At 35.2% G+C, this 25,423-nt stretch carries 22 protein-coding genes and 1 pseudogene; 18 read left to right on the top strand and 5 right to left on the bottom strand.

All coding sequences use genetic code 11. The features are described from left to right. Positions 1-3: 3 nt before the first annotated feature. Positions 4-366 (bottom strand): YtxH domain-containing protein, encoded by a 363-nt coding sequence (locus COO03_RS25060; protein WP_097899675.1) that lies wholly within the window; start codon positions 364-366, stop codon positions 4-6. 318 nt (positions 367-684) lie between these two features. Continuing rightward, positions 685-1,119, bottom strand: coding sequence for an HIT family protein (locus COO03_RS25050; RefSeq protein ID WP_097899673.1), 435 nt, complete (start codon positions 1,117-1,119; stop codon positions 685-687). A 591-nt stretch (positions 1,120-1,710) separates the two neighbouring features. On the opposite strand from COO03_RS25050, the gene ecsA reads away from it, so the two are divergent. From ecsA to COO03_RS25005, 9 genes are all read left to right on the top strand, one after another. After that, positions 1,711-2,454: an ABC transporter ATP-binding protein EcsA gene (ecsA, locus tag COO03_RS25045; RefSeq protein ID WP_097899672.1), complete on the top strand. Its 744-nt coding sequence runs from the start codon at positions 1,711-1,713 to the stop codon at positions 2,452-2,454. Continuing rightward, the gene (locus COO03_RS25040) at positions 2,447-3,658 is read left to right on the top strand and encodes an ABC transporter permease (RefSeq protein WP_097899671.1); all 1,212 of its coding nucleotides are present in this window, start codon (positions 2,447-2,449) and stop codon (positions 3,656-3,658) included. Before ecsA ends, COO03_RS25040 begins: the two co-directional genes overlap by 8 nt. Positions 3,659-3,671: 13 nt before the next feature. Beyond that, complete coding sequence (locus tag COO03_RS25035) at positions 3,672-4,391, top strand: EcsC family protein (RefSeq protein WP_097899670.1); 720 nt, start codon at positions 3,672-3,674, stop codon at positions 4,389-4,391. Positions 4,392-5,344: 953 nt separating this feature from the next. Further along, the gene (locus COO03_RS25030; protein WP_097899669.1) at positions 5,345-6,403 is read left to right on the top strand and encodes a sensor histidine kinase; all 1,059 of its coding nucleotides are present in this window, start codon (positions 5,345-5,347) and stop codon (positions 6,401-6,403) included. A 715-nt stretch (positions 6,404-7,118) separates the two neighbouring features. Then, the gene (locus COO03_RS25025; RefSeq protein WP_097899668.1) at positions 7,119-9,332 is read left to right on the top strand and encodes an N-acetylmuramoyl-L-alanine amidase family protein; all 2,214 of its coding nucleotides are present in this window, start codon (positions 7,119-7,121) and stop codon (positions 9,330-9,332) included. Positions 9,333-9,608: 276 nt separating this feature from the next. After that, on the top strand, positions 9,609-9,989 hold the full coding sequence (locus COO03_RS25020; RefSeq protein WP_097899667.1) for a hypothetical protein: 381 nt from the start codon (positions 9,609-9,611) through the stop codon (positions 9,987-9,989). Between the two features lie 131 nt (positions 9,990-10,120). Beyond that, positions 10,121-10,303 (top strand): hypothetical protein, encoded by a 183-nt coding sequence (locus tag COO03_RS25015; protein WP_097899666.1) that lies wholly within the window; start codon positions 10,121-10,123, stop codon positions 10,301-10,303. 375 nt (positions 10,304-10,678) lie between these two features. Beyond that, positions 10,679-11,155 (top strand): PH domain-containing protein, encoded by a 477-nt coding sequence (locus COO03_RS25010; protein ID WP_097899665.1) that lies wholly within the window; start codon positions 10,679-10,681, stop codon positions 11,153-11,155. Next, positions 11,148-12,599, top strand: a complete 1,452-nt coding sequence (locus COO03_RS25005) for a PH domain-containing protein (protein WP_097899664.1) — start codon at positions 11,148-11,150, stop codon at positions 12,597-12,599. The genes COO03_RS25010 and COO03_RS25005 overlap by 8 nt, the downstream gene beginning before the upstream one ends. Positions 12,600-12,613: 14 nt before the next feature. Here COO03_RS25005 and COO03_RS25000 read toward each other — a convergent pair whose 3' ends face one another. Further along, positions 12,614-13,087 (bottom strand): antibiotic biosynthesis monooxygenase family protein, encoded by a 474-nt coding sequence (locus COO03_RS25000; RefSeq protein WP_097899663.1) that lies wholly within the window; start codon positions 13,085-13,087, stop codon positions 12,614-12,616. A gap of 129 nt (positions 13,088-13,216) precedes the next feature. Here COO03_RS25000 and COO03_RS24995 point away from each other — a divergent pair, with 129 nt between their 5' ends. The 4 genes from COO03_RS24995 (at position 13,217) to hemY (ending at position 18,958) form a co-directional block, all read left to right on the top strand. Continuing rightward, entirely contained in the window at positions 13,217-15,334 is a 2,118-nt protein-coding gene (locus COO03_RS24995; protein ID WP_097899662.1) for a transglycosylase domain-containing protein, read from the top strand. Positions 15,335-15,515: 181 nt separating this feature from the next. Then, entirely contained in the window at positions 15,516-16,562 is a 1,047-nt protein-coding gene (gene hemE / locus COO03_RS24990) for a uroporphyrinogen decarboxylase (RefSeq protein WP_097899661.1), read from the top strand. Between the two features lie 14 nt (positions 16,563-16,576). Next, a complete protein-coding gene (hemH, locus tag COO03_RS24985; protein ID WP_097899660.1) occupies positions 16,577-17,512 on the top strand; it encodes a ferrochelatase in 936 nt (311 codons plus the stop codon). A 24-nt stretch (positions 17,513-17,536) separates the two neighbouring features. Further along, positions 17,537-18,958, top strand: a complete 1,422-nt coding sequence (hemY, locus tag COO03_RS24980; RefSeq protein ID WP_097899659.1) for a protoporphyrinogen oxidase — start codon at positions 17,537-17,539, stop codon at positions 18,956-18,958. 38 nt (positions 18,959-18,996) lie between these two features. On the opposite strand, the gene COO03_RS24975 is transcribed toward hemY, so the two are convergent. Next, positions 18,997-19,854 carry a hypothetical protein gene (locus COO03_RS24975; RefSeq protein WP_097899658.1) on the bottom strand — a complete coding sequence of 286 codons (858 nt, stop codon included), beginning with the start codon at positions 19,852-19,854 and terminating at the stop codon, positions 18,997-18,999. A gap of 548 nt (positions 19,855-20,402) precedes the next feature. Between COO03_RS24975 and COO03_RS24965 the strand changes: the two genes are divergently transcribed. The 3 genes from COO03_RS24965 to COO03_RS24950 all read left to right on the top strand — a co-directional run bounded on the left by COO03_RS24965 (position 20,403) and on the right by COO03_RS24950 (position 23,839). Continuing rightward, complete coding sequence (locus tag COO03_RS24965) at positions 20,403-20,807, top strand: BlaI/MecI/CopY family transcriptional regulator (RefSeq protein WP_097899656.1); 405 nt, start codon at positions 20,403-20,405, stop codon at positions 20,805-20,807. After that, positions 20,804-22,771 (top strand): M56 family metallopeptidase, encoded by a 1,968-nt coding sequence (locus COO03_RS24960; RefSeq protein ID WP_097899655.1) that lies wholly within the window; start codon positions 20,804-20,806, stop codon positions 22,769-22,771. The genes COO03_RS24965 and COO03_RS24960 overlap by 4 nt, the downstream gene beginning before the upstream one ends. A 495-nt stretch (positions 22,772-23,266) precedes the next feature. Continuing rightward, entirely contained in the window at positions 23,267-23,839 is a 573-nt protein-coding gene (locus tag COO03_RS24950) for a TetR/AcrR family transcriptional regulator (protein WP_097899713.1), read from the top strand. A 236-nt stretch (positions 23,840-24,075) separates the two neighbouring features. On the opposite strand, the gene COO03_RS24945 is transcribed toward COO03_RS24950, so the two are convergent. Beyond that, positions 24,076-24,528, bottom strand: a complete 453-nt coding sequence (locus tag COO03_RS24945; RefSeq protein ID WP_097899653.1) for an NUDIX hydrolase — start codon at positions 24,526-24,528, stop codon at positions 24,076-24,078. 77 nt (positions 24,529-24,605) lie between these two features. Between COO03_RS24945 and COO03_RS27910 the strand changes: the two are divergent. After that, a pseudogene (locus tag COO03_RS27910) lies at positions 24,606-24,707 on the top strand (DUF2087 domain-containing protein); the annotation flags it as partial. 143 nt (positions 24,708-24,850) lie between these two features. Beyond that, the gene (locus COO03_RS24935; protein WP_097899652.1) at positions 24,851-25,273 is read left to right on the top strand and encodes a YfmQ family protein; all 423 of its coding nucleotides are present in this window, start codon (positions 24,851-24,853) and stop codon (positions 25,271-25,273) included. Positions 25,274-25,423 lie beyond the last annotated feature (150 nt).

Genomic DNA, 25,423 nt, shown 5'->3' with positions numbered 1-25,423 from the left:
GTTTTACGCTTTTTCTGGAACTGCTTGTTGCAATTTTTCAATTGATTTTTGAATGTCTAAAATCTCTTGTTCAATGTGGCGTTTGTTTTGAGAAATATCTTGCTTCCATGTAGAAAGTGTATCTTGCATATCATCTTTCAGTCCTTGAAAGACTTCTTTGCCTTCTGAAGCTGTTTCAACAATTTGACGTTTTAATAATTTTGTATCAGCCGTAATATCAGCTAGCGTCTTTTTAATATCATTTCCTTTTTCTTTTAGTTTGCTACGCATAACTTTACCAGAAGAAGGAGTAGAAAACAGAACGGCTAGTCCAGCGACAGCTCCGCCGCAAATTATACCTGTTACAAAGGATTTAGCTTTTGACATAAAAGGAAACCTCCTTATTTTTTGTTCATATTCATGATGTATAAAACAGTGCATATGCTTAAGACAAGGGGGGAGAAAAGTGAAAATCATGACGACCATTTGTTTTGCCCTAAGTCTTTTCTTTCTTGCGCGCGCTATGCATTTACTGTTATTTGTAAAGCAAAAAAGATCATATCCTCCAGCATTTTGGGTTAAGAAACAAGCCATGCAGTATATTGCATTTGGAGGAGTAGGCCTGTTATGTACATTTGTTTTTTATATGTTTCGATAGTGCTGTGTACAATTTGTACAAAATAGAGAGTATTCTTACTCTTAATCTTATTTTACACTATTTGCAATGGTACTTGCGATATTTTGTAAATTGTCCATCGTATATTCATTTTGGTTTGATTTCCAAACGAGTCCAAAACTATCGTTTTCGCCGTAGCGTGGAATTAAATGAAGGTGGAAGTGGAATACAGTTTGTCCAGCTTTTTCACCATTGTTATTTAATAAGTTAAAGCCGACTGGATTAAATTCCGATTTAATCGCATTGGCGATTTTAGGAACGACAGAAAAAATATGGGATGCAATTTCTGGCGTTAAAGCAAAGATATCTTGCTTGTGTACTTTTGGAATAACAAGTGTATGTCCTTTTGTTACTTGACTGATATCTAAAAATGCAAGCACATGTTCATCTTCATATACTTTTGAGCAAGGAATTTGTCCTTCAATGATTTTACAAAAAATACAATTATCTGCTGTATGATTCATTGTTCTCATCCTTTCAAGTAGTCTTAGCCGTATTTTACCATAATTACATAGGAGAACAAACACGAAAAACAGGAAGCTGGCTCAGCTTCCTGTTTTCTGAAGAGGGATTGAAAAAGCATTTTTTATAATTTACCGTTCACAGACACCTCATTTATTTAAGAAATGCATGGTAATTCGGCTAGTATTCTGCCGTAGACACCCCATTTTCAATGAAATGAAATTGCAATCTTTTATAAAATGAAATTGTTTATTTTATAAAACAGTATATACTCTCCTCGAGACACCCCGTTTCTAAAATAAAACAAATGATCTGACTTCGTGTAAATGTTTTTTGTCCATTATGGACACCCCATTTCATGATGATTTGACTAAGTTGTATTCATCAATTTGGTGGCTGCTTTTTCAATGTGTTCCTTCTTCACTCATTATGATGTCCCGTTTTGCAGGAGATATGTAAAGAAATTAATTTTTTTTTGAAGAAATTCGATACTATGAAGGATCTTTTATTTTTTGGTAAGATGAGTATATACATTTTATTGAAGTATACGCTTTTCTAAAAGTGAATGAATATAACGAAGAAAGTGGTGTCATATGGAACAGTTATTACGTGTGGAAAATGTCACAGGAGGATATACGAAGCGGCCTGTCCTGCAAAATGTTTCATTTTCTGTGAATAAAGGAGAACTTGTTGGTTTAATCGGTCTAAATGGAGCAGGAAAAAGTACAACGATTAAACATATCATTGGTTTAATGGAACCGAAAAAGGGCAGTGTTACAATTAACGGGAAAACGATTCAAGAAGATATGACCGCATATCGCTCTAGCTTCTCATTCATTCCTGAAACACCTGTATTATATGATGAATTAACGTTAGAAGAGCATTTAAAGTTAACAGCGATGGCATATGGTGTAGATGAAAAACAATATGAAGAGCGTGTCGGGCAATTATTACAAGAATTTCGAATGAAGAATCGTTTGAAATGGTTTCCCTCTCATTTCTCAAAAGGGATGAAACAAAAAGTGATGATTATGAGTGCGTTCCTTGTTGAACCGTCGCTTTATATTGTTGATGAGCCTTTTGTTGGATTAGATCCGTTGGCGATTCAGTCACTGCTTCAAATGATGGACAAGATGAAAAAGAATGGTGCTGGTATTTTAATGAGTACTCATATTTTAGCGACAGCAGAGCGCTACTGTGATTCCTTTATTATTTTACATCAAGGTGAAGTAAGGGCGAAAGGAACATTATCGGAATTGCAGTCACAATTTCATATGCCTGGTGCAACGCTAGATGACATTTATATTGCGTTAACAAAGGAAGAAGATTATGAATAGCAGCGTATTATGGAAAGAACGATTTAGGCATTTTTTAAAAGAAGTTCGTACATATAGTAAATATGTGTTTAATGACCATTTGAAATTTATTTTCGTATTCATTATCGGAGCCGGTGCGTATTATTATCAGCAATGGTTACAAACGTTAACACCTTCGTTTCCGGCCGCGCTCGTTATGGCAGTTTTACTGGGGCTTGTATTAACGACAGGATCTATTCAAACATTATTAAAAGAAGCCGATCTTGTGTACTTGCTTCCAGTTGAAGAAAAATTAAAGCCGTACTTTACGAAGGCATTTCTCTTTACATTTATGATTCAGCTATATGTGATAGCAATTACAGCGGCTGCACTTGCCCCGTTATACTTCCAGCAAATGAAGCAAACGGGCGGGACTTACATATGGATTGTGACCGCGCTTGTTTTAGTCAAGGCTTGGAATTTATTTGTAACATGGGAAAAATCATTTTTAACAGACCAAAGTGTGCAGCGAGCTGATTGGTTCATTCGTTTCATCTGTAACGGATTATTTGTGTATTTCCTCGTAGAACGTATGCCAGTCATTTATATGGGAGTTATTCTGCTTGTTATGGCTATATATATTGGTGTGATGCACCAAAAAGTAAAAGGAAAACCGATAAACTGGGAATACTTAATTACTGAAGAAGGCAAGAAAATGATGCTCCTGTACCGAATTGCGAATATGTTTGTTGATGTACCAGCATTAAAGGAGAGAGTATCACGCAGAAAGTGGCTTGATTTTGTGCTTTCGATAGTTGGTGAAAAACGCACATATTTATATTTGTATACACGTACCTTTTTAAGATCGGGTAATTATTTTGGATTGTATATTCGCTTACTAGCTATTGGCGGTGTCATTCTTTACTTTATACCGTTTTTATACGGGCGTTTCATTGTAAGTATCGTATTTTTATATTTAATTGGTTACCAATTATTAAGCCTTTGGAAGCATCACCGCCTGAAAGTTTGGCTTGATCTATATCCAGTGGCTATAGAAGAAAAGAAAAAGGATTTCCTTAGCCTTTTAAATGCAATTTTATGTATAGGTAGTATTGTATTTACAATCGTATTTGCTTTGGCAACAAAAGATATGATCATGGCTTGTGTTGTATTTGCTGTCAGCATCTTATTTAGTATTGGTTTTGTCTATCAATACGGTGCAAAACGTATCGAACGTTTAAATTGAAAGGAATGAATTTATGACTGATTATGAAAAGAAGGTCATAAAAGAAGTGCAGCAGTGGAAACTTACAATCATGAAAAATTCTTCTATGATGACGCGGCTTTCCAAAAAGGTGCAAACGAAAGTGCAACAATTGATTCCAGAAAAAGTGCAAAATGTATTGACGGAAACAATTAAAAAGATGGTCCAAGGTATTAGTATAGGATCTAACTTTATCAGACCAAAGTTAAAAGAAACAGATTGGTCATTGCAAAGAAGAGATGAAGAAGTTATGAAAAAAATGGATGAATATAAAAAGATTGGGGCAGCAGAAGGAGCGGGAACAGGGGCAGGTGGTTTCTTACTTGGCCTTGCAGATTTTCCTCTCTTACTCAGCATTAAAATTAAATTTCTATTCGATGCAGCTACTGTTTATGGATTTGATACGAGTAAAGAAGAAGAGAGGCTTTTTATTCTCCACGTATTTCAGCTTGCTTTTTCAAGTGATGATCATCGTAAACAAATATGGAAAGCAATTGAAACATGGGACACGCAGAAAGAAAACCATATGGACTGGGAAAAATTTCAGCAAGAATATCGTGATTATATCGATTTAGCAAAGATGCTCCAGCTTGTACCAGTGATTGGTGCCCCGGTTGGCGCATACGCAAACTATCAACTATTGCAACGGCTCGGAGAAACGACGATGAATTGTTATCGCATGCGGTTACTTCAGCAAAAGGGAGTATCGATTTGATAAAAGCTTTCACATTTTGTGAGAGCTTTTCTTTCGTTTTTTATCAATTACAATTTACTTAAACTATATATACATCAATTAAAAAACCGACATAAAGCCCCTCTTTTTAGGTGAGAGAGAGCATCTATTCATGCATCGAAGCGGTCAGATCTTTTTCCTGCCCCATGCCAAGTGAAAACAAAAAAGAGAAAACGAGTACAGGTCACCTTTTGTTATTCATAGCAGTGACTTATATGTTGGAAATCAAAATGGATATATAGGGGTCACCATACATCACCATCAACTTAAGAATATCAACTACCCCCAAGTGTAAAAAAACGTTATTGGATGTTTTTTTCACTCCTCCGAAAAGGGGGAGTACCTGCTACCCTGTCACCACCCCTATTTCTCAGTTCAATAGGTTGTATCTAGGAATAAAAGTAAGACTATGACCTATTTCTACACGTTATCTTAACTCGAAAATAGAAAACCTTTGTCTATCAATGGTTTATTCATTACATCGAGGGATGGTATAACCACAAGAGGATTCATAGTAGTATTGGTTATAAAACTCCCCAAGCAATAGAAGATCTAGCTAAAAAAGTAGCTTAGATTTAACTTTTTTGTGTCCAAAATATTGACTCAAATCCAAAATCACGCAGGTATGAATTATGCAGTTTGATCTTTCATGATATTCCTGAAAGCATTTTGTTATATTTTTGCAAGAAAGTTGAAAGGTATTTAAGCTAAGATGTGTTTACTGATATTAGTTTTATTTTACAATAAAGGATATTTGAGATGCCTTGTATTACAAAAAACATTTTAAATATGTATTCTTACGTTCTCGAATTCTTCAACAAATTTGGGAGCTTGGATACGAGCAGATTAAGACAGTAACTGTGTTAATGAATCATCTATATGAAGAGTTAGAGAAGCACAGATTATTGGTTTGAGACAACTGGGGGGAATACAATATGAAATTACGAAATCAATTGTTATTGATGAATCTATTAAGCACCGGCATTATGCTGGTTGCTATCTGGTATAGCGAAATGAAAATGTTACTTAGGCCGGAACAAACACAGTTATTTATAGGAATTGTAACCGTAGCAATGGCGTTTTCAACGATTATTTATTGGCTATTAACACGCCCTATTACGGAATCTATTCAAAATTTAATTGCATTAACAAAAGAATTTAGTGATAGACAATTTGAGACGATGCATAGAATTGGACAAGGACCAAAAGAATTTAAAGAATTAGCAACAGCTTTTCAACAAATGGCAAAAAAATTAAAAGAAGGGTTTACGAAGTTAGAAGAAGGAGAGAAAGCACGTACAGAGCTCATTGCGAATATTTCACATGACTTACGAACACCTCTGGCTAGCATGCAATTGATGATTGAAGCATTACAAGATGATGTAATTGCAAATCCCGAAATGAAAATGCAGTACTTAACGACAATCCATAAAGAAATACAAAGATTAAGTGGATTAATTAATGACTTATTTGTTCTTTCTAAGTTAGAACTTGGACAAGAAGATTTTTATCCAAGTTTCACACATATGGATCGTATTCTATTAGAAGTACTAGATTCACATTCTATTTTATTAGAAGAAAAACAGATCCATTTGCAATTACAAGTTTCTGATACATTGCCTAAGCTCTGGATTATGCCTTGCAAGATAGCACGGGTTATCAGTAATTTGTTACATAATGCAATTCAATATTCTCCAGTATCTGGAACGATTGAGCTAATTATAGAAGAAAATAAGCAGAAACATCACGTTCAATTCATCGTACGTGATGAAGGAGAAGGTATTGCTTATAGTGATCAACTGCGCATATTTGAACGCTTTTTTAGAACAGATCCATCAAGAAGCTCACAATCTGGGGGATCTGGGCTCGGATTATCCATTGCACAATCATTAATCGAAATGCACAAAGGCGAAATTGGTGTACGAGATCGTTCAGATGGTAAACAAGGGAGTGAATTTTGGTTTACCCTTCCCGTTACAGCAGCAAAGAAATGAGATGATTGCAAGACTTTTGTAACATTTATGAAAGCAAATTGAAAGAAATATATAATAAGATGAATATATCAAAGGTGATTTCATTTTAACTCAGAAGTAAAAAGTATAGGCAATGTACAATATAATCTTATGTTTTATAGTTTCATCTACCTCAACAAGTGCAATTAAAACCTATGCTTTAAAATTAATTTGCTCAGATGTGCTAGAAAAATAAGCTTGAGAAATCCCTTTCCCCTTATTTTCGAAATCACTTTGAAAAATGACATGGAATTCATATTCTATGTCATTTTTAGTGTAATTAATAAAATTTTTGTTTTCACATCATTGTATTGTTATATAAAGTTATACTTATTTAGTTATTTCTTACCTATATAAATCCATTCTCATTTTTTACATATAGGTTTCTAATATGCAGAACAAAGTATGACATGTACTCACATTCTCCCTTTGTTTTAACCCTCGTATGTGGTAAATAACCTCTCAAATGCGCTTAGATATTCTGGTCTTCTTAAAATGAAAGCGGGGTTTTTATGTCACCTTTCTCCATAAATACTTCTATTTATTACAGATTGTGTAATATAACAAAACTACTGAAAGACTTTTGTAACATTTATGAAAGTCTTTTGAAAGGTATTTAAATTAAGATGGAATTCCGAACATGAAATTCGGATTAATAAGTAGATAAAAAAACAAATAAAAAATGAGGAATGACGTTATGAAAAAGAAATTTAAAACAAATGGAATTGGAAAGAAGGTAATTCCTGCAACAGCAGCATTAGGTATTCTATTTTCTATGGCACCTATTGCAGAAAATAGGGCTAGTGCAGGGATAGGTGCAGTAGTAGATATAGGTATTACTGTATTAGGTGCTGTAGCAAACACTTATCAAACACTTGGACTAGAACCAGGGGATATAGCACCAAGCACTACCATTGATGTATATGCAGAAAATCTAGCTTATCAGGCTCCTAATTTTAAATCTGGGGAATTTAATATTTCCATGTATCATACACAAGGTGATATGAATTTTACTAAGTCAGTTAAAGTGCGCTATCCAAATGGAAGAATTGAAAATCATCAACTAAAATCTGGGCAGCAGCTTAAAATTACTGACGCAGGAGCAATTATAGATTTAAATCCTAATGCAGCAAATATCTCAGAACACGATCTTCTTTACATTACACAAGCACAATTAAACGAAGGAAAGACCGGAGTTGTAATGAATCAAGATCACACTGCATTTGTAGAAAAAGCATCTGGTAAAAACCCAAGAATACTTAATCCACTTTATAAAAAATATTCAGGCGATTCGTTTCAAGACTGGAGCGTGATTACTTATAGTCAGGATACCCTATTTGATTATATAGCAAATAAATTATCAGATGAGCAAAAACGATTGGTAACATTGACTTCAAAGCCAGTAGATAAAGATGTCCTTGACAACTATGTTAATAATGATCCTAAAGCTCGTGCAGATTTTTATGATCGATTATCTGATGTATTGGCGGAGCGTACGAATGTCATAGAGACATCTCTGGAACTGCCATTCATTACACTAAATGACGGTAAACCTTATCAAATTATCCCTTATAAAAAAGGAACGAATAAAGTAATCGTAAAAACAGGTCCAAAATACCTTTCAGGAAAAGAAGGAAACGAACTTCAATATTCCGATTCGCTTAGCGATGATGAAGTGTTTGAACTTGTTCAGATAGGAAATTCTAACGATGGTAAATTTCAGTTCCGTTTGAATAACAAAAATGGAGTAAGTTTAGCTGGTAATCAGTATATTTCTGGATTCGCTACGGATTGGAGTTTCAAATCTGAAATTCGTTTCTCTGATAAAAGCAACAATGAAATTAACAATTGGTTAATAGAGTGGTATCCGGGTAAAGAAAATGAGAGACAGAAGTATGATAAAGTACAGGCTGTAGCTGATGAAAAAGATGCTACGAAATGGATTGCAAAAGATTCCTCTGGAAACGTGATAAAGAACAGTTGGATAAATCGAGGTGATGGGTATTCCTTTACAGATGCTGAAGGAGTCATTTTGACAGGCTGGCAAGAAATTAAGGGGAAGACTTATTATTTCTCATCGCCTTATGGCTACATGGTTGCTGGAAATTCAAGTGATGCACTGATTGAGGATAAATACTACTACTTTAATGATGACGGTGTTTTACAACGATCAACCTGGCAGGGAGATTCCTATGCCGATGCTTCTGGAGCATTCGTTAAAGAAGGTCTAAAAGAAGTAGATGGTAAAATTTATTACTTCCAAAATTACAATGTAAATAAAAAGGAAGTACGTATAGAAGATCGAGGGGTTATCCTTCACTTTTCCGACAAAGGTGTGCTTGAGAGAGTTTCTGATCTAAATGGAAAAGTTATAGACAGCGTTGTTAATGTTGAGTTGGACAACAAAATATTATCATTTAAGCATGACGGTTCGCTTTATAAAACAGGGCTCAACAAAAGTGAGAACCTACTAGAATATTATAGTCTAGAAGATGGAGTTTTCTATACCGGTTGGAAAATGATAGACGGTAAAAGATATTATTTCACAAATGGTCGCAATTACACGTTCAATGCTTATGAAAACATTGACGGAAAAAAATATTATTTTCATGAAGACGGATCAGTTAACCGAGCAGGATTTGAAAAAATCGACGGTAAGCTATACCATTTTGACAATAACGGCGTAGCACAAACGGGCTGGCAAACGATCGATAATAAATATTATTACTTCGACGAAAATGGGGCAGCTAAAACAGGATGGTTCCAAGTTGGTGGTGGATATAGACCTTGGCCTCTTGCATACGGATACCTTTGGTACTGTGCTAGAGAAGATGGTTCACTTTATGCAGACGGTTGGTTTAAAATCGACGGTAAAGACTATCACTTTGACCAGTGGGGACATAAAATGTAATAACATGGTGATAGTTTGAAGAGTTAATCTATACGTATAAAATGGGTCATGACATGGATGGAGTTTATTTTCCATGTTATGATCCGTTTTAGTTTTTTCGGGTATACTTCCTATGATTGTTTGTCAATTCGGTTCTTTGAGACTGAATAAAGCATAGATGTTTTTACTCAATTGAAATCATGCTACGAAGCCTTGAAGATTCTCTACTGTACAAAAATGATCACCATTAAAAAATAAGACATAATTAAATTTGCATGGTATCGGAGGTGTAACAAAATGAAACAACTACATATAAGATTATCTCTCATACAATTATTTCTTTTAGTTTTGAATCTATTTATATTTTCTTCAGCCCTGCCATTTTTACCTTGGTTTGTTGAAAATGCTTTGGGATGGTTAGGCATCTTGGCTACCACTCCTTTCCTATTAATTATCGGTAGAATAATGCCTCAACTTAAACAAAGTGAGGAAATTTACGTAACAAGAACAAGAGCGGTTGTTCCTTTTATTGCATCTATTGTTTCACTATGTATTATGTTATTACCTACTATGAAATTATCGATTGTAATAGTTCTTATAATGAATGGTCTAATGGCTCTCATAACAATTGTATATTTATTGCAGGATTTCTGGAAAATGAATGAAAAATATAGATAAATAGCACCTTTAATTGTAAGACGTACTAACAATTAAAGGTGCTGTTTTTTTATGAACAAATATTCTTTAAAGACCGGATGCATAGATAGCATATAGATAGGATTAAGTAATTGGTAGGAAGGAGGGGGAAGATGAAATTTCGCAAAGATTGGTGGCTTGGTTTTCTTGGGCTAATTGGAGTGTATAAGTTTCCGGACGTAATGGATGCATTTCATGGTGAGAAGGGATGGACAGCGTGCATTGGTCTTATTTGGTTCATTTGGTTCGGTTATTTCATTCCAGAGAAGAAAGATGATGAAAAGAAAGAATCGTAACTACTCAGTCACTCTATGAAAAACCGAAAGAAAAGCATTTTTTAAATGGTCGAGAGGGACTGGCTATGTATAGGAGCGGTCAGGGCCTTTTCCTGCCACGTGCAAAGTTTTAAAACAAAGAAAGGTAGCAAGGTGTAGGTCCATTTTTATCTTCATGGCAGCAATCCATATGCTAAAAAATGAAAATAACTTTCTATAGGTAATAAGGGGTGTATTTTCATTGGAATCATACTCCTTATCAAACTTCTAAATGAAATGGATGGCTGAGTAATTACAAAGAATCTTAGTAAAAATACTTCTATTTACATGTAATTTTCTGTAAGATGGTAGAATGAGAGAATTCATATATTAGATTTTTAGATTTGGAGTGATAAAATGCAGCCATTGGAAAATGAAATTCATCCCGATATGGTCAAAGTTTGGAAAATTCATGCTTTGATTGAGACAGGAATTGAGCTCCTTGTTGTTATTGCGTATTTTGTATGCATGATTAAGTTTAATTGGTGGGAGTGGCTTTTTTGCGTACTTTTCATCGGGGCAATCGTGTATATACCGTTTGATTATTTTATATTCCCTAAATTACGTCAACGTTATCACAGTTATCAACTAAATGAAGAAGAGATTGAGATTCAACATGGTATGTTTATGGTAAAACGTGTATTAGTTCCGATGATACGTGTACAGCACGTAACAATTGAGCAAGGTCCAATTATGAGAAAACACGGATTAGCAGAATTGAAAATCTCTACTGCGGCTACTTCTCATAGTATTCCAGGCTTACCAATGAGGGAAGCTGAGCGATTAAAGCGCCAAATTGGAGAACTCGCGAAGGTGAGTGATGAGGATGTATAAGAGGCAACATCCGATCACGATTTTACTAGAATTAAAACTCTCTCATCTATTACCAGGGATTATTCCTTTAATTAGTTTAAAAGGGAAGTTTCCTTTTTGGTATATGATCCCGATTGCGTTTTTTGTTGTAACCATTTTATTTGCCATTATCCATTGGTATTACAAAGTATATTGGGTGAAAGACAATATATTGCATATAAAACAAGGGATGTTTGTGAAAAAAGAGAGTTACTTAAATAAAGAGCGTGTACAAACGATAAATACAAGTTCGAATGTTTTATATCAATTATTAGGATTAACGAGACTAAAAATTGAAACAGCAGGCGGGGGGAAGGAACCAGAAGTAAGTTTAGCTGGTGTGACTCTTGAAGAGGCAAAAGCACTTATTTCTCTATTGAATGAGGAAACCGCTGTAAAAAGAGAAAATCAGGAAGAGATAACAGATTCTATTTCACAAGAAGAACCGAAATCATCCGAATACAAATTAACATGGAAAGAAATTATCTTTGCTTCCATCACTTCTGGTGAATTTGGAATTGTGTTCTCTGTACTATTGTTTATTGCTTCAAAAGCACATGACTATGCTCCAAACTGGATGATAGACAAAGCGGAAAAATATGTGAAAGGTTTTGATTTTGCTGTTTCCACTTGGCTATACGGCGCTGCAGTATTACTTGTTTTATCGTGGGTCTTATCAACGATTCGCTATGCAATGAAGCATGCTAATTTTACTATATACCGAAAAAATAATGAAATACGGATTTCACAAGGGCTTTTTGAGAGAAAAGAAGTTGTGCTAAAAACACATCGTATTCAAGGGATTACAATAAAAGAAACGTTGTTACGTGAATGGTTAGGTTATTGTTCTATTCATGTAGAAGTCATTCAAAATGCTGAAAAAGGGGAGAAAAGTGTAACGATACATCCTCTTATGAAAAAAGCACATGTAACGGGCTTACTAGAGCAGTTAGAACTTCCTTATAAAATGGAAACAAGTCTTATCGGGTTACCCAAGGCGGCATTAAGGCGTTACTTACTTAGAAGTTGGATCTTCTTTATTATTTTAACAATCCCAATCGCAGGAGCAGCAATATATTTTGAGAAATATATTGCACTGCTAGTATTACTTCCGCTATTTGTTTTCTTGACATGGTTAGGTTACATATCGTTTACAGCTGGTGGCTATGCATTACATGGTGAACAGTTGACAATTGTATCTAGAGGCATTGGAAAGCGGACAGGTTTAATTCGTAGAAGGCATATACAATCATTATCGAAGACGCAAACGTTCTTGCAGCGTAAAGACAAGTTATGCACATATATATTTATTATTGCTTCATCAGAGCATGGGCATCATTACGAGTTGAAACATACGACGATGCATGATGCAGAAGCGATGCATGATTGGTTTAAGCAAAAAAATAAAAAGATCACCCTTTCGTAAAAGGGTGATCTTTTTTATGCCTGTACATCAAATGTCGTTACAAAAGATGGTCTTGAAAAAATGCTTTTTTGCGGCTCTGCATTCGTTTGTGCAGGGCGTTTTTTATGTGCATGTTCAAATGATTGTGATTCTGTCCAATCTTTGAAGTTTTGTTCTGTTTCCCACATTGTCATAATGACATATGTATCGTCACTTAATGGGCGTAGAACACGGATCGCTTGGAAGCCAGGCTCGTTTTCAATAAGCCCTGCACGGTTTTTAAAACGATTTTCAAAAACGGGACGACCTTCTTCTGTAACAGAAATATTGTTACAAACAATGAATCCAGGTTGGCCTTTAAATTCTCCAACTGCATCTAGCACGTCATACCCAAGTGAGCCAGCTACAGTTTCCTCGGTATTTTCTTTATAAAACATATTTTTTTTATCATTTTTTGCAGTGAAATGTGGTTGTTCGAGAGGTGTTTCGTATGAAATAATTGCTTTCATTTGTAATGCCTCCTTTATCAATTTGATTTCATTATATCAGCTCTTGTAAAAAACTTCGAAGATTATGTACATAAAGCTGATTCTTTTTCAAATAATAAATATACCATCATTTGGAAAGAAGGGCGATGCATGAGGAAAATAAAGTGGACTGTAATAAGCGGCGTGGCAGTGCTTGTAGTTGCGATTGTACTCTATAAACTCATTGTGTTAGCTGGCAGTTATATGATGGATGAAAAGCAGCTGGTTTTCCACTCTTCATCACGTATCGTTGATCAGCAAGGAAAAGAAATTACAAAGTTATATGTAGAAAATAGGGAGCTTGTACCGATTGAGCAGATTCCAAAGTATGTGCAGCAAGCATTTATAGCTGTAGAAGACGCTAGGTTTTATGAGCATTATGGAATTGACTATCCTTCTGTATTTCGCGCATTGTATAAAGACATTTTAGCCAGAGAGAAGGTGGAGGGCGGTAGTACAATTACGCAGCAACTAGTCAAAAATGTTTTTTTAACTCATGAAAAAACATTTACACGTAAATTAAAAGAAGTAGCGATAGCCCTCCAATTAGAACAAAAATACACGAAAGCGCAGCTTCTTGAAATGTATATGAACCATATTTATTTCGGTCATGGCGCCTATGGAATTCAGGCAGCGGCAAAATTGTATTTTAATAAAAATGTAGAACAATTGACAGTTGAAGAAGGAGCGATGCTTGCGGGGCTTCCGAAAGCGCCAAATGGGTATTCTCCATTTCTGCATCCAGAAAAGAGCAAGGAACGTCGTGATTTAGTGCTGTCTCTTATGCATAAACAAGGGTATGTATCAGCGGAGGAAAGCGTTCGCTATCAAGGGAAAACAATTGCTCTTTATAAAAATTTAGATGAGCGGGAACTTGCTTATATGCCATATGTAGATATGGTGGTAGATGAGGCGGCGCGTGTATATGGTTTGTCACATCAAGAAGTTCTCCGCGGGGGCTATACATTTGTTGTATCGATGGATGAAAAAATTCAAAAAGTAGCCTATGACCAATTTCAAGATGCCCGGAATTTCCCAGGTAAAGACAACGGAGTACAAGGTGCGTTTTTATTGATGGATAATGCGACGGGAGGAATTAAAGCCGCAATTGGTGGAAGAGAGTATGTTCCAAGAGGATTCAATAGGGTATTTGCGAAAAGGCAGCCAGGTTCTGTCTTAAAGCCGCTTATTGTATACGCACCAGCGCTAGAGACAAAAAAATATAATCCGTATTCCTTATTAACAAATGAGCAAACAGCCTTCGATGGATATGAACCCCGAAATTATAATCATAGGTATACAAAAGAAGTAACGATGTATGATGCACTCTTAGAATCAGCAAACGTACCAGCTGTGTCCTTATTGCATGAACTCGGGGCGGAGGAAGGGAAGCAATATTTAGAGAAGGGGAATATTCACATTGCAGATTCTGGCTTAAGTATGGCACTTGGCGGATTAAAAGAAGGGGTTTCTCCATTTGAACTTGTTAAGATGTATCGTGCTTTTTTAGCGAATGGAAAGATTATTGAGCCGCATGTTATTGAAAAGGTATTGGATCGGCACGGAGCAGTAATTGGAGAATCACCTAAAGGTGAAACGAAAATTTTTTCAAAGCAAACAGCGTGGTATATGACAAAAATGTTAGAAGGTGTTGTAGAAGAAGGGACAGCCAAAGCAGGTATATATAGCGGAGCATTAGCTGGGAAGACAGGTACGACGTCAATTTCAAATCAAAGTGAAGGTACCAGAGATGTTTGGTTTGTTGGATACACTCCGAGTTTAGTAGGTGCTGTCTGGATTGGATATGATCGTACGGACAAAGAACATCAATTACAAGATGGAAAGCTATCCGCAACAGTGCTATTTAAAAAGATTTTAACGAAGGCAAATATACAAGATAATATGAAGTTTAAGCAGCCAAAAGGTGTTGAAACAATTGGTAAGCCAATCCGCTTAAGTAAAATTGAAAATATAGAGGCGAAATTATCTTTTAGTCCTTTTGGTTTATTTACCACGAAATTAAGTTGGACACCGCTGTCAGATAAAAGAGTTGTATATCGAATTTATAAGATTGAGAAAGGAGTCCATACTCATGTTGGAACAGTAACAGGAATTGGCGAATATGAAGACAAATTTACGAATATATTCGCTAAACCAAGTTTTTATATTGTTCCATATAACCCGCAAACAAACCAAGAAGGAGAAAAGACAAAAGTAGCTAAACCGTAGTTTTGCTTATGATATAATATGAATGTTGTGAAAATAGTAAGCGGTTTTACGAACGTTTGTGTCAATTTCATGAACAACGTACATAATGCTATGCATTTTGTTTTTACAACCTGTATAGTAAAAAAAGATAAATATAGGATAGGATTCGTTAGAAGTGTGAGTAAGGAAGGGAGCAAGGGTCTTGGGAAGAACTATAAATGAGACATTTTTAAAAGCATGTATTGGGGAACGAACAGAATATGTGCCAGCATGGTATATGCGACAAGCCGGTCGTTCGCAGCCTGAATATAGAAAAATAAAAGAAAAGTATTCTTTATTTGAAATCACACATAACCCAGAGCTATGTGCTTATGTTACAAAGCTTCCAGTTGATCAATACAATGTAGATGCGGCGATTCTTTATAAAGATATTATGTCACCGCTTCCAGCGATTGGTGTTGATGTGGAAATTAAATCTGGAATTGGACCAGTTATTGATAATCCAATTCGTTCTTTACAAGACGTGGAAAAGCTTGGAGAAATTCATCCAGAAGAGGATGTACCATATATATTAGATACAATTCGTTTATTAACATCAGAAATGTTAGATGTGCCATTAATTGGTTTTTCGGGAGCGCCATTTACATTAGCGAGTTATATGATTGAAGGGGGACCTTCTCGTAACTATCACAAAACGAAGGCATTTATGTATGCGGAGCCAAAAGCTTGGTTTGCTTTAATGGATAAGCTAGCGGATATGGTCGTTACATATGTAAAAGCGCAAATTAACGCAGGAGCAAAAGCAGTTCAAATCTTTGATTCTTGGGTTGGAACAGTAAATGTAGCAGACTATCGTGTGTTTATTAAACCAGCAATGGAGCGTATTTTTGCAGAAGTTCGTGAAATGGGCGTTCCGATGATTATGCACGGTGTTGGTGCAGGACATTTAGCGAATGAGTGGAATGATCTACCTCTTGATGTAGTAGGGTTAGATTGGCGCCTGCCAATTGAAGAAGCGCGTGCACGCGGCATTCATAAAGCTGTACAAGGAAATATGGACCCGTCTCTATTACTTGCACCTTGGCCTGTTATTGAAGAACATGTGAAAGGTATTTTAGAGCAAGGAATGAAGCAACCTGGTTATGTATTTAATTTAGGTCATGGTGTATTCCCAGAGGTAAATCCAGATACATTAAAACGCTTAACGGCATTTATTCATGAGTATTCTAAAGGATGGTTAGCAAAGTAAAGGAGAACAGGTGTATGAAAAAGAAAATGGGTTTGCTTGTAATGGCATACGGAACTCCATATAAAGAAGAAGATATTGAACGTTATTATACGCATATTCGTAGAGGACGAAAGCCAAGTCCTGAAATGTTAGAGGACCTAACAGAACGTTATCGTGCGATTGGTGGTATTTCTCCTTTAGCTACTATTACGTTAGAACAGGCAAAAAAATTAGAAAAGCGTTTAAATGAAATGCAGGATCACGTGGAATTTCATATGTACCTCGGTTTAAAGCATATTGAACCTTTTATTGAGGATGCTATACAAGCTATGCATAATGATGGAATTGAAGAGGCAATTGCCCTTGTTCTTGCCCCTCACTATTCTACTTTTAGTGTGAAATCATATATCGGACGAGCACAAGAAGAAGCGGAGAAACTCGGGAATTTAACAATTCATGGTATTGATAGTTGGTACAAAGAACCGAAATTTATTCAGTATTGGGTAGATGAAGTGAAAAAAATATACGATAACATGACAGAAGCTGAACGTGAAAAAACAGTTTTAATTGTGTCTGCACATAGTTTGCCAGAGAAGATTATCGCGCTTGGTGATCCATATCCAGAACAGTTACATGAGACAGCGGATTATATTGCACGCGGTGCAGAAGTTCGAAATTATGCGGTTGGTTGGCAAAGTGCGGGAAATACACCAGATCCATGGATTGGACCGGATGTACAAGACTTAACGAGAGAGTTACATGAAAAGTATGGTTACAATTCGTTTGTATATGCACCAGCTGGATTTGTTGCTGAACATTTAGAAGTGTTATACGACAATGATGTTGAATGTAAAGTTGTTACAGAAGAAATTGGGGCAAAGTATTATCGCCCAGAAATGCCAAATGCATCAGAAGCGTTTATTTCTTGTTTAGCAGATGTCGTTTTAAAGAAACAAGCAGAAATTTTGTAATACCTTGGGGAAGGAGGGAACGTTTTGAAGAAGAAAGTTGTTATCATCGGTGGTGGAATTACAGGCTTAACAACAGCGTATTACTTACAAAAAGAAATTCGCGAAAAAGGATTGCCGATTGATACATTGTTAATAGAAGCATCGGGCAAACTTGGAGGGAAAATTCAAACCGTTCGAAAAGATGGATTTACAATTGAGCGTGGTCCAGATTCTTTCTTAGAAAGAAAAGAAAGTGCAGCTAGATTAATCAGAGACTTAGGGATTGGAGATCAACTTGTAAATAATGCAACTGGTAAGTCATTTGTTCTGGTGAACAACCGATTACATAAGATGCCGAATGGATCAATGATGGGAATTCCAACGCAAATTACCCCGTTTCTATTTTCAGGATTGTTCTCTCCAATTGGTAAATTAAGGGCTGGTTTTGATTTTGTATTACCGCGTTCAAGACCAGTTTCTGATCAATCACTTGGTCAATTTTTCCGTCGTCGTTTAGGAAATGAAGTGGTTGAAAACTTAATTGAACCGTTGCTATCTGGTATTTATGCAGGGGATGTTGATCAAATGAGTTTAATGGCGACATTCCCGCAATTTTATCAAGTTGAGCAGAAATATCGTAGTATTTCACTTGGTATGCGTACGTTAGCACCGAAGCAGAAAAAGGATGTAAAGCCAAAAGGAATCTTTTTAACATTAAAACAAGGGCTGGAATCCTTGGTTGAAGCAATCGAGGAGAAGCTTGATAGTAGCAGTGTTATGAAGGGAACGCGCATTGAAAAAGTTGCAAAACTTGGCGATGGCTATGCGATTACTCTTAGTAATGGAAAAGAGATTGAAGCAGACGCTATCGTAGTTGCGGTGTCACATAAAGTATTACCATCTATGTTTGCTCAGTATAAGCAGTTTCGTTTCTTACGTAATATTCCATCCACATCAGTTGCGAATGTAGCGTTAGCTTTTCCGAAAGAAGCAATCAAGCGTGATATTAATGGTACGGGCTTCGTTGTATCTCGAAATAGTGATTTTACAATCACTGCGTGTACGTGGACACATAAGAAGTGGCCGCATACAACACCGGAAGGAAAAGTATTGCTTCGTTGCTATGTTGGACGTCCTGGTGATGAAGCAGTCGTAGAACAAACGGATGAAGAAATTGTTCAATTTATATTAGAAGATTTACAAAAAACAATGGATATTACAGCTGATCCAGACTTTACTGTTGTAAGCCGCTGGAAAGATGCAATGCCGCAATATACAGTGGGGCATAAAGAGCGAATGAAAAAATTAACCGCATTTATGGAGCAAGAATTACCAGGTATTTATCTAGCAGGTTGCTCTTATGCAGGTACTGGTCTTCCTGATTGTATTGACCAAGGTGAGGCAGCCGTAAAGCATGTATTAGCTCATTTGGAAAGAATAACAGAAACAGAATTCGTTACGCAATAATCAAAAAGCATCCTTAACGCATAAGGATGCTTTTTATGTTATAGATCAATTGATTTTCCAATAGCTTTTTTGCATCTCATTCTTTTTTGAAGTCTGCGCACATATATTTTTTTATCTTTTTGTACGCCCTTTATATACATAAATAGACTAATGATCCCAAATAACGTACATTGTACAGTTAGAACGTAAGGTGACATTCCTTGCAGCGGTTGTTTCGGGTCATATAAATGAATAGGTGCTCCGCCAACTGTAGGAAATATCATATTTAAAACTACATAGGGGAGCGAACTAACAGTAAACGGAAATAAAATGGCCATGTAATCTTTTTGTGACCATATAGAGGCAGCTAAACCTAAAACGGCCATTAAACCAGCAAATAGGAAATTAATAACAATATATATAGATATATAATCGATAGGAGAATCATAATACAATGATGCAAACATACCATTGGTGTTTATAATACCCGAGGTTAATGATGGAATGCCATCTGGGATTGTCAGTTTACAAAGTAATAAGGACAGCAGGAACGGAAAGATATAAAGAAGTCCGCCACAAAAAAAAGTAACAATATATTTTGTACATAGATAAGAGAACATAGGAATCTCTTTACTTATAAATGGTTTAAAGCCATCTGATTTATCAGCGTTATAACTTGTACTAAATGGTATAGAAGCGATAATAGGCATTAATAATAAATAAACATCCATTTCATCATCACGAAAGCCAATCCATTTATACGATGTTGTTAAAAGTTCGTTTGGTATGACACCTACATATTGTAAGACGTAGTAATAGTGATAAATGAAAATAAGAACGAACATACTACATAAGAAACCTACGGAAACACGATTTAAAAAAGCTTGCTTTATATTTAAACTTAGTGCACGCATCATGATTGGAATAGCCCCCACTACTTTAATGAATGTATCTATGTTCTATATTACTATTAATTGTAAATATTTTCTTGTTTTTTCATTTAATAATTGAAAAAAGTATATATGCATCAATTAAAAAACCGACAAAAAACCCCTCTTTTTAGATGGGAGAGAGCATCTGGCCATGCATAGGAACGGTCAGGGCCTTTTCCTACCACATGCAAGGGTGAAAACAAAGAGAGAATGTAAGTGCAGGTTATGTTTTATTCTGCATCGCGGGGATTTAGATATTGAAAAATTAAAATGGATTTATATATATACCCTCTTTTTAGGCGGACAAGAGCATCTGGCCATGCATAGAAGCGGTCAGGGTCTTTTTCTGCCACATGCGANNGAGCAAACGAGTGTAGGTTACTGTTTATTCTGCATAGCAGGGATTTAGATGGCGAAAAATTAAAATGGATTTATATAGCAATTTTATTTCTAAAATATGGTTGACAATCTAAGATTACATTTGTAATCTTAGATAGTAGATTACAAATGTAATACAAGAGGAGAAATGTAATATGACAAATAAATTACCTAAAATATCTGAAGCTGAATTAGAAATTATGAAAGTTCTTTGGTCAAAATCTCCCCAAACAGCAAATGAGATCATTGAAGAGCTGGAGACAACAATGGATTGGAAACCAAAGACCATTCGAACACTTATTAATCGACTGGTTCAAAAGGAAGCGGTTTCTTATCATCAAGAAAAAGGACGTATGTATGCCTATTATCCGTTAGTATCACAAGATAATTACTTGCAAGTAGAAACAAAATCTTTACTTAAGCGTTTCTGCGGTGCAGCATTCAAACCATTACTTGTGAATTTCTTAAAAGAAGAAAAACTATCTTCAGAAGATATTAATGAGCTGAAACGTATTTTGGATGAAAAGACAGAAGAGAACGAGAGGAAAGGTAGATCATGAAGATAGATATGGTTGTAAATATCTATCTTCCCCGCTTGTTTGATTGGTTGATAGAAACATCACTTATGGCGAGTGTATTAGTTGGCATCATCTTATGTGTCAAAGTTGTACTTAGAAATAAGTTAACCCCTAGATGGCAATATATGCTGTGGATGATACTGATTGTAAGGCTTATCCTGCCGTGGTCACCGGATAGTTCTTATAGTATTTATTCGCTTCTTTCATATAGCTCTGGCGTTTCTGAGATTTTTCAAAAGACTCCTCCTCCTGCAGCGTCACAAGAAGCTGTACAGGGAAATAAAAATATAGCAAATACTACAGTAAGTACAAAAGAGGATCATTCGGTACATGCCGCGAAAGAGAGTGAACAAACATACGAGAATAAAAAAGAAAAAGATACTACATTTTCAGTTTATAAAATTGCTATGTATATTTGGCTGTTAGGAGCCAGTATATTAGCGATTGTAACTTTCATTATGAATGGACGGCTACACAATTACATAAAAAAGCAACCTAATATTACAGATGAAAAAATCGTTAGGATATTTGAGAACTGTCGGAAGTCGATGGCCATTAAGCAGCAAATTCCATTGCGGCTAGCTGGGAAAATTCCAAGTCCAACTGTATTTGGCTTTTTTCGCCCAAGAGTACTATTGTCAGGTAAACATATGAAAGTACTCAATGAAAAGCAACTCCAATATATTTTCTATCATGAGTTAGCACATATTAAACGAAGAGATGTCACGGCGAATTGGCTGATGTACGGTTTACTTATCTTAAATTGGTTTAACCCAATTCTTTGGTATGCCTATTCATGTATGCGGGAAGATCAAGAACTAGCCTGCGATGCATTTGCACTTACCTTTATAGATTCAGAGGAACAAATCGCATATGGACATACAATTATTACTCTTTTAGAACGTTATTCAAGTTATTATCAAGCACCGAGTCTAGCTAATTTAAGTAGAAATAAACGTACGCTAAAAAGGAGAATTCTCATGATCAAGAAATTCAAAAAGAAATCATATCGCCTGTCTGCACTTGGAGTAATTGCGATCGTTGCTGTTGCGTCTGTTTCTTTATTAAATGCACGTACGACGGAAGGAGAGGAAAGGAAGAAGGGGCAAGCGATAGAAAAGAAGGAACAATCTAAAGAGGCTTTTGAAAATGCTATAGAAACAATACTAGGTACACCAGAAAATGCAAGTAGAGAGTGGGGCATGTCAATACGGTCGTATAAAAGGGATACGGATTTTTTGTATTTGGCTGAAAAATGTTTAACAAAAGAGGAATTTGAACAGTACGTACAATGGTTCAAGGAAACTCGTGATATTCAGAAAAAAGCAATGGTCAAGAAAAATGTACAGGAGAATTATGACGGGGATACAAAAGAATTTAAACGGGAGCGTTTGAGTCAAGCTGATAATGAAAAATTAACTGTTATAGAGAAGAAATCAAAACCATTTGAAGATAGGGTAGCTGAATCTTTAACATATACTGTAGACGAAGCGCAAAATCATGTTAAGTTTCCAATTAAGAAACCGACTTATACGGTTGATGGCTATGAACTGAAGAAAGAATGGGCGGATTCATATTTTGGGAGGGATATAGAATTAGTTGTTAAATCAGAATATAGGAAAGGGAAATATGGCTATACAATTTATCAATCAAGGGTTTATACGGAGAATAAGGACCCACTTCATCAAATACTTCCTTGGAAAGACAATATGAAAAATTATGAATTAGAAGGGAATCAAATGCTCTTTGTTACGCCGCCTTCTGATAGTCGTAGTAAATTAAAAGGTATGAAGATGTTTGTCTCTGAAAGTGGAAAAAATAGAGCCTATCAAATTGTGATAGTTAATGGTATTTTTACTAGAGATGAAGCTGAATACAAAGAAACAATTGATGATGATTTAAACAAGAAAGAAATGGAGAAGATACTGCTTTCTATGTCGAAATAAAGGACGGTGTTCTTAAGATGTGTATCTTAAGAACACCGTTTTATTTTTAGAGTTCTATCGTGCTTCTTCTTAAAATAAAAGTAGAAGCTTAAATGATGTAAAATAGTATAATTATGAAAGAAATACACCCTCTTGCTATATGATGATGAATGTGGATCTTACCGTAAAGATGATATCCATTTCGTATTGTTAATATGTGTATAGTAATGAGAGAGAAAATTAATAGAAATAGCATAGATGGAATGAAAAAGATTAAGCTACTTGATATGAGTAGGATTATACCTGATATTGTAATACCGATAGCAGAATATGTAGGAATGCTTTTTCTTTCACTGTTTTTTCTGATACACTATGACAGTATTATGTTGATGGACTGGAAAATTTTATAATGGGAATAACTAAAAAGAGAACTTGTATAGAATGGAAGACTGTGGTAATATCAAATGTGTGCTAATTGACTATATTATCCAATTGGTCATTTTTGGAGGTGAAGATGTGGCGGTAGATCGAAAACGTTCTATTATTGAAGCTGCAACAAAGTCTTTTTCGGCATTTGGTTATAAGGCGACGACAATGGATCAAGTTGCAAAATTAGCGAATGTAGGAAAAGGAACAATTTATACTTTTTTCAAAAATAAAGAAGAATTATTCGGAGAAATTATTTCTAATTTAATTACAGAAATGAAGCAAGTTGCAAAAGAAGCAATTCGTTCAGATGTTTCATTTTTTGAAAATGTACATAGAGCATTATACAGCATCTTAGAATTTAGAAAAGAACATCAGCTTATGATTAAACTCATTCAAGAAGAGCGAGATATGGGAACGAAAGAAGTACAAGAAGTTATGCAACAAGTAGATGTTGAAATTGTATCTTTTATTCAATCCTATTTGGAAAGCGCAATTGCAAAAGGTGAGATTAGTAAATGCGACCCAGAAATCACAGCATTTATTATGCTGCGACTATATGTATCACTTATTTTCGATTGGGAAAAAAATCATGAACCATTAGAAAAAGAAAGAATTGCAGAATTATTTGAACTTTATTTACTGAAAGGATTGTCAAACTAAGATAATCCTTTTTATATTTATGGATTTTCTCCTTAGACATGTTTAAAAATAAAAATTGAGCGAATCTATTGTATAGAGAGAATAAAGATGTTTAACCTTGATATAGAAAAATAAGAGCCTTACTACACTTTATATGCAGCAAGACTTTTTAAAATTGCTTAAATGTAATCTGATTATGCTTGCCTTCAAAAATAGAGAATAAAGATGTTTAATTATAAAATATTTAATAAATCCTCTTACTCTATAAGCAACACTATACCGTCTTTATATTCAAATAAATAATCATCTGCCTTTTCTAATAGAACAGGTAAATACTGATTTACCATTTCAGCAATCCCTAAATTATTGGGGTTCATTATCCAATCAATGTGTTTCCAATCGAGAATACCTTCTCTTGTTTTTTTCATAGATTCATTACCTAATGTTTCATCTACTTCAAATAAGTACACATATAATCCATCTTTTTTTCTATCACTTGTATCCCATGTAATGACACCTTTTGAGTAATACTGATTTACTTTGAAGCCTGTTTCTTCAAACACTTCACGAATTGCACCCTCATCAGCAGTTTCACCTACTTCATTTTTACCGCCAACACCGTTCCACACCCCCATGATAGGCGACTTTTCACGATTCAGCATTAAGATTCTATCATTACTTTTTAAAAAACATACATTATATTTAAACACTTAATCAGCCCCATACTTAAATTAATTCTTTATTCATCTAAGTATACAATACTGTCTAAAATTTAAATATGCCGAGTACCATTAGGAGAGAATTTATCATTCATGGATTTATGGACAGAAATGAGAATATTTACAGTGTGAATTCTAGGGAAGAGTGGACGAAGTGGAAGGATTTATAAGTTTTGAAAACCCTGTTTTTTAGTAACAGGGGCTCTTTTAGTTGTAGTAGGTCATGGAAGTTCACATAATGTACAAAAAATAACCATTTACACTATGGTAATATTAGTAATGTAATCATATTAATTAACGGAGATGAGACAAGATGACGACATATTTTATAGTTATGTTAATTATTATCGGTGTTCTTAAAATAATAGTGACGAGTCTTCCAAGTCCTGTTGTGAGATCGCTTGCCAGCAAATTTGAATTGCATCCAAAACTTAGTGATGCGGCTGTTACTGTAACCATCGACGGAAAACAAATGGAAGGTGAAGATAAAGCTCAAATCATCGATCAATTTAACCAAGCGATATTTCTAGAGAAATATTATTTTCCTCCACAGACCAGTGGGACTCCAGTAGTTATTAGTACGAAGAAAGGAAAAAACGATGTTCGTTTTTCTGTGTACAGTTACGACGATCACGTTGATGTAATCAAACAATACAAGAAAAAAGTAATCGGGTATAGTCTGCGTTCCAAAGACCTTCAAAACCGTTCTATGTTAGTAACTGGGGACTTAGCCTAAAAGGATTAGTACTGTCTGCTAATGCAGGATAAATATTGCTAAGTTAATATTTAAGTAAGTTTACTAATTTGCTTTTGTTCCAAATATATATACATCAATTAAAAAGACGACATAAAATCCCTCTTTTTAGGTGGGAGAGAGCATCTGGCC

The organism is Bacillus sp. AFS098217 (assembly GCF_002551815.1).
In the GTDB taxonomy this organism is placed as follows: Bacteria; Bacillota; Bacilli; order Bacillales; family Bacillaceae_G; genus Bacillus_A.
Note: the sequence above shows the minus strand (reverse complement) of the source record. Positions and strands in the feature narration are given on the sequence as shown.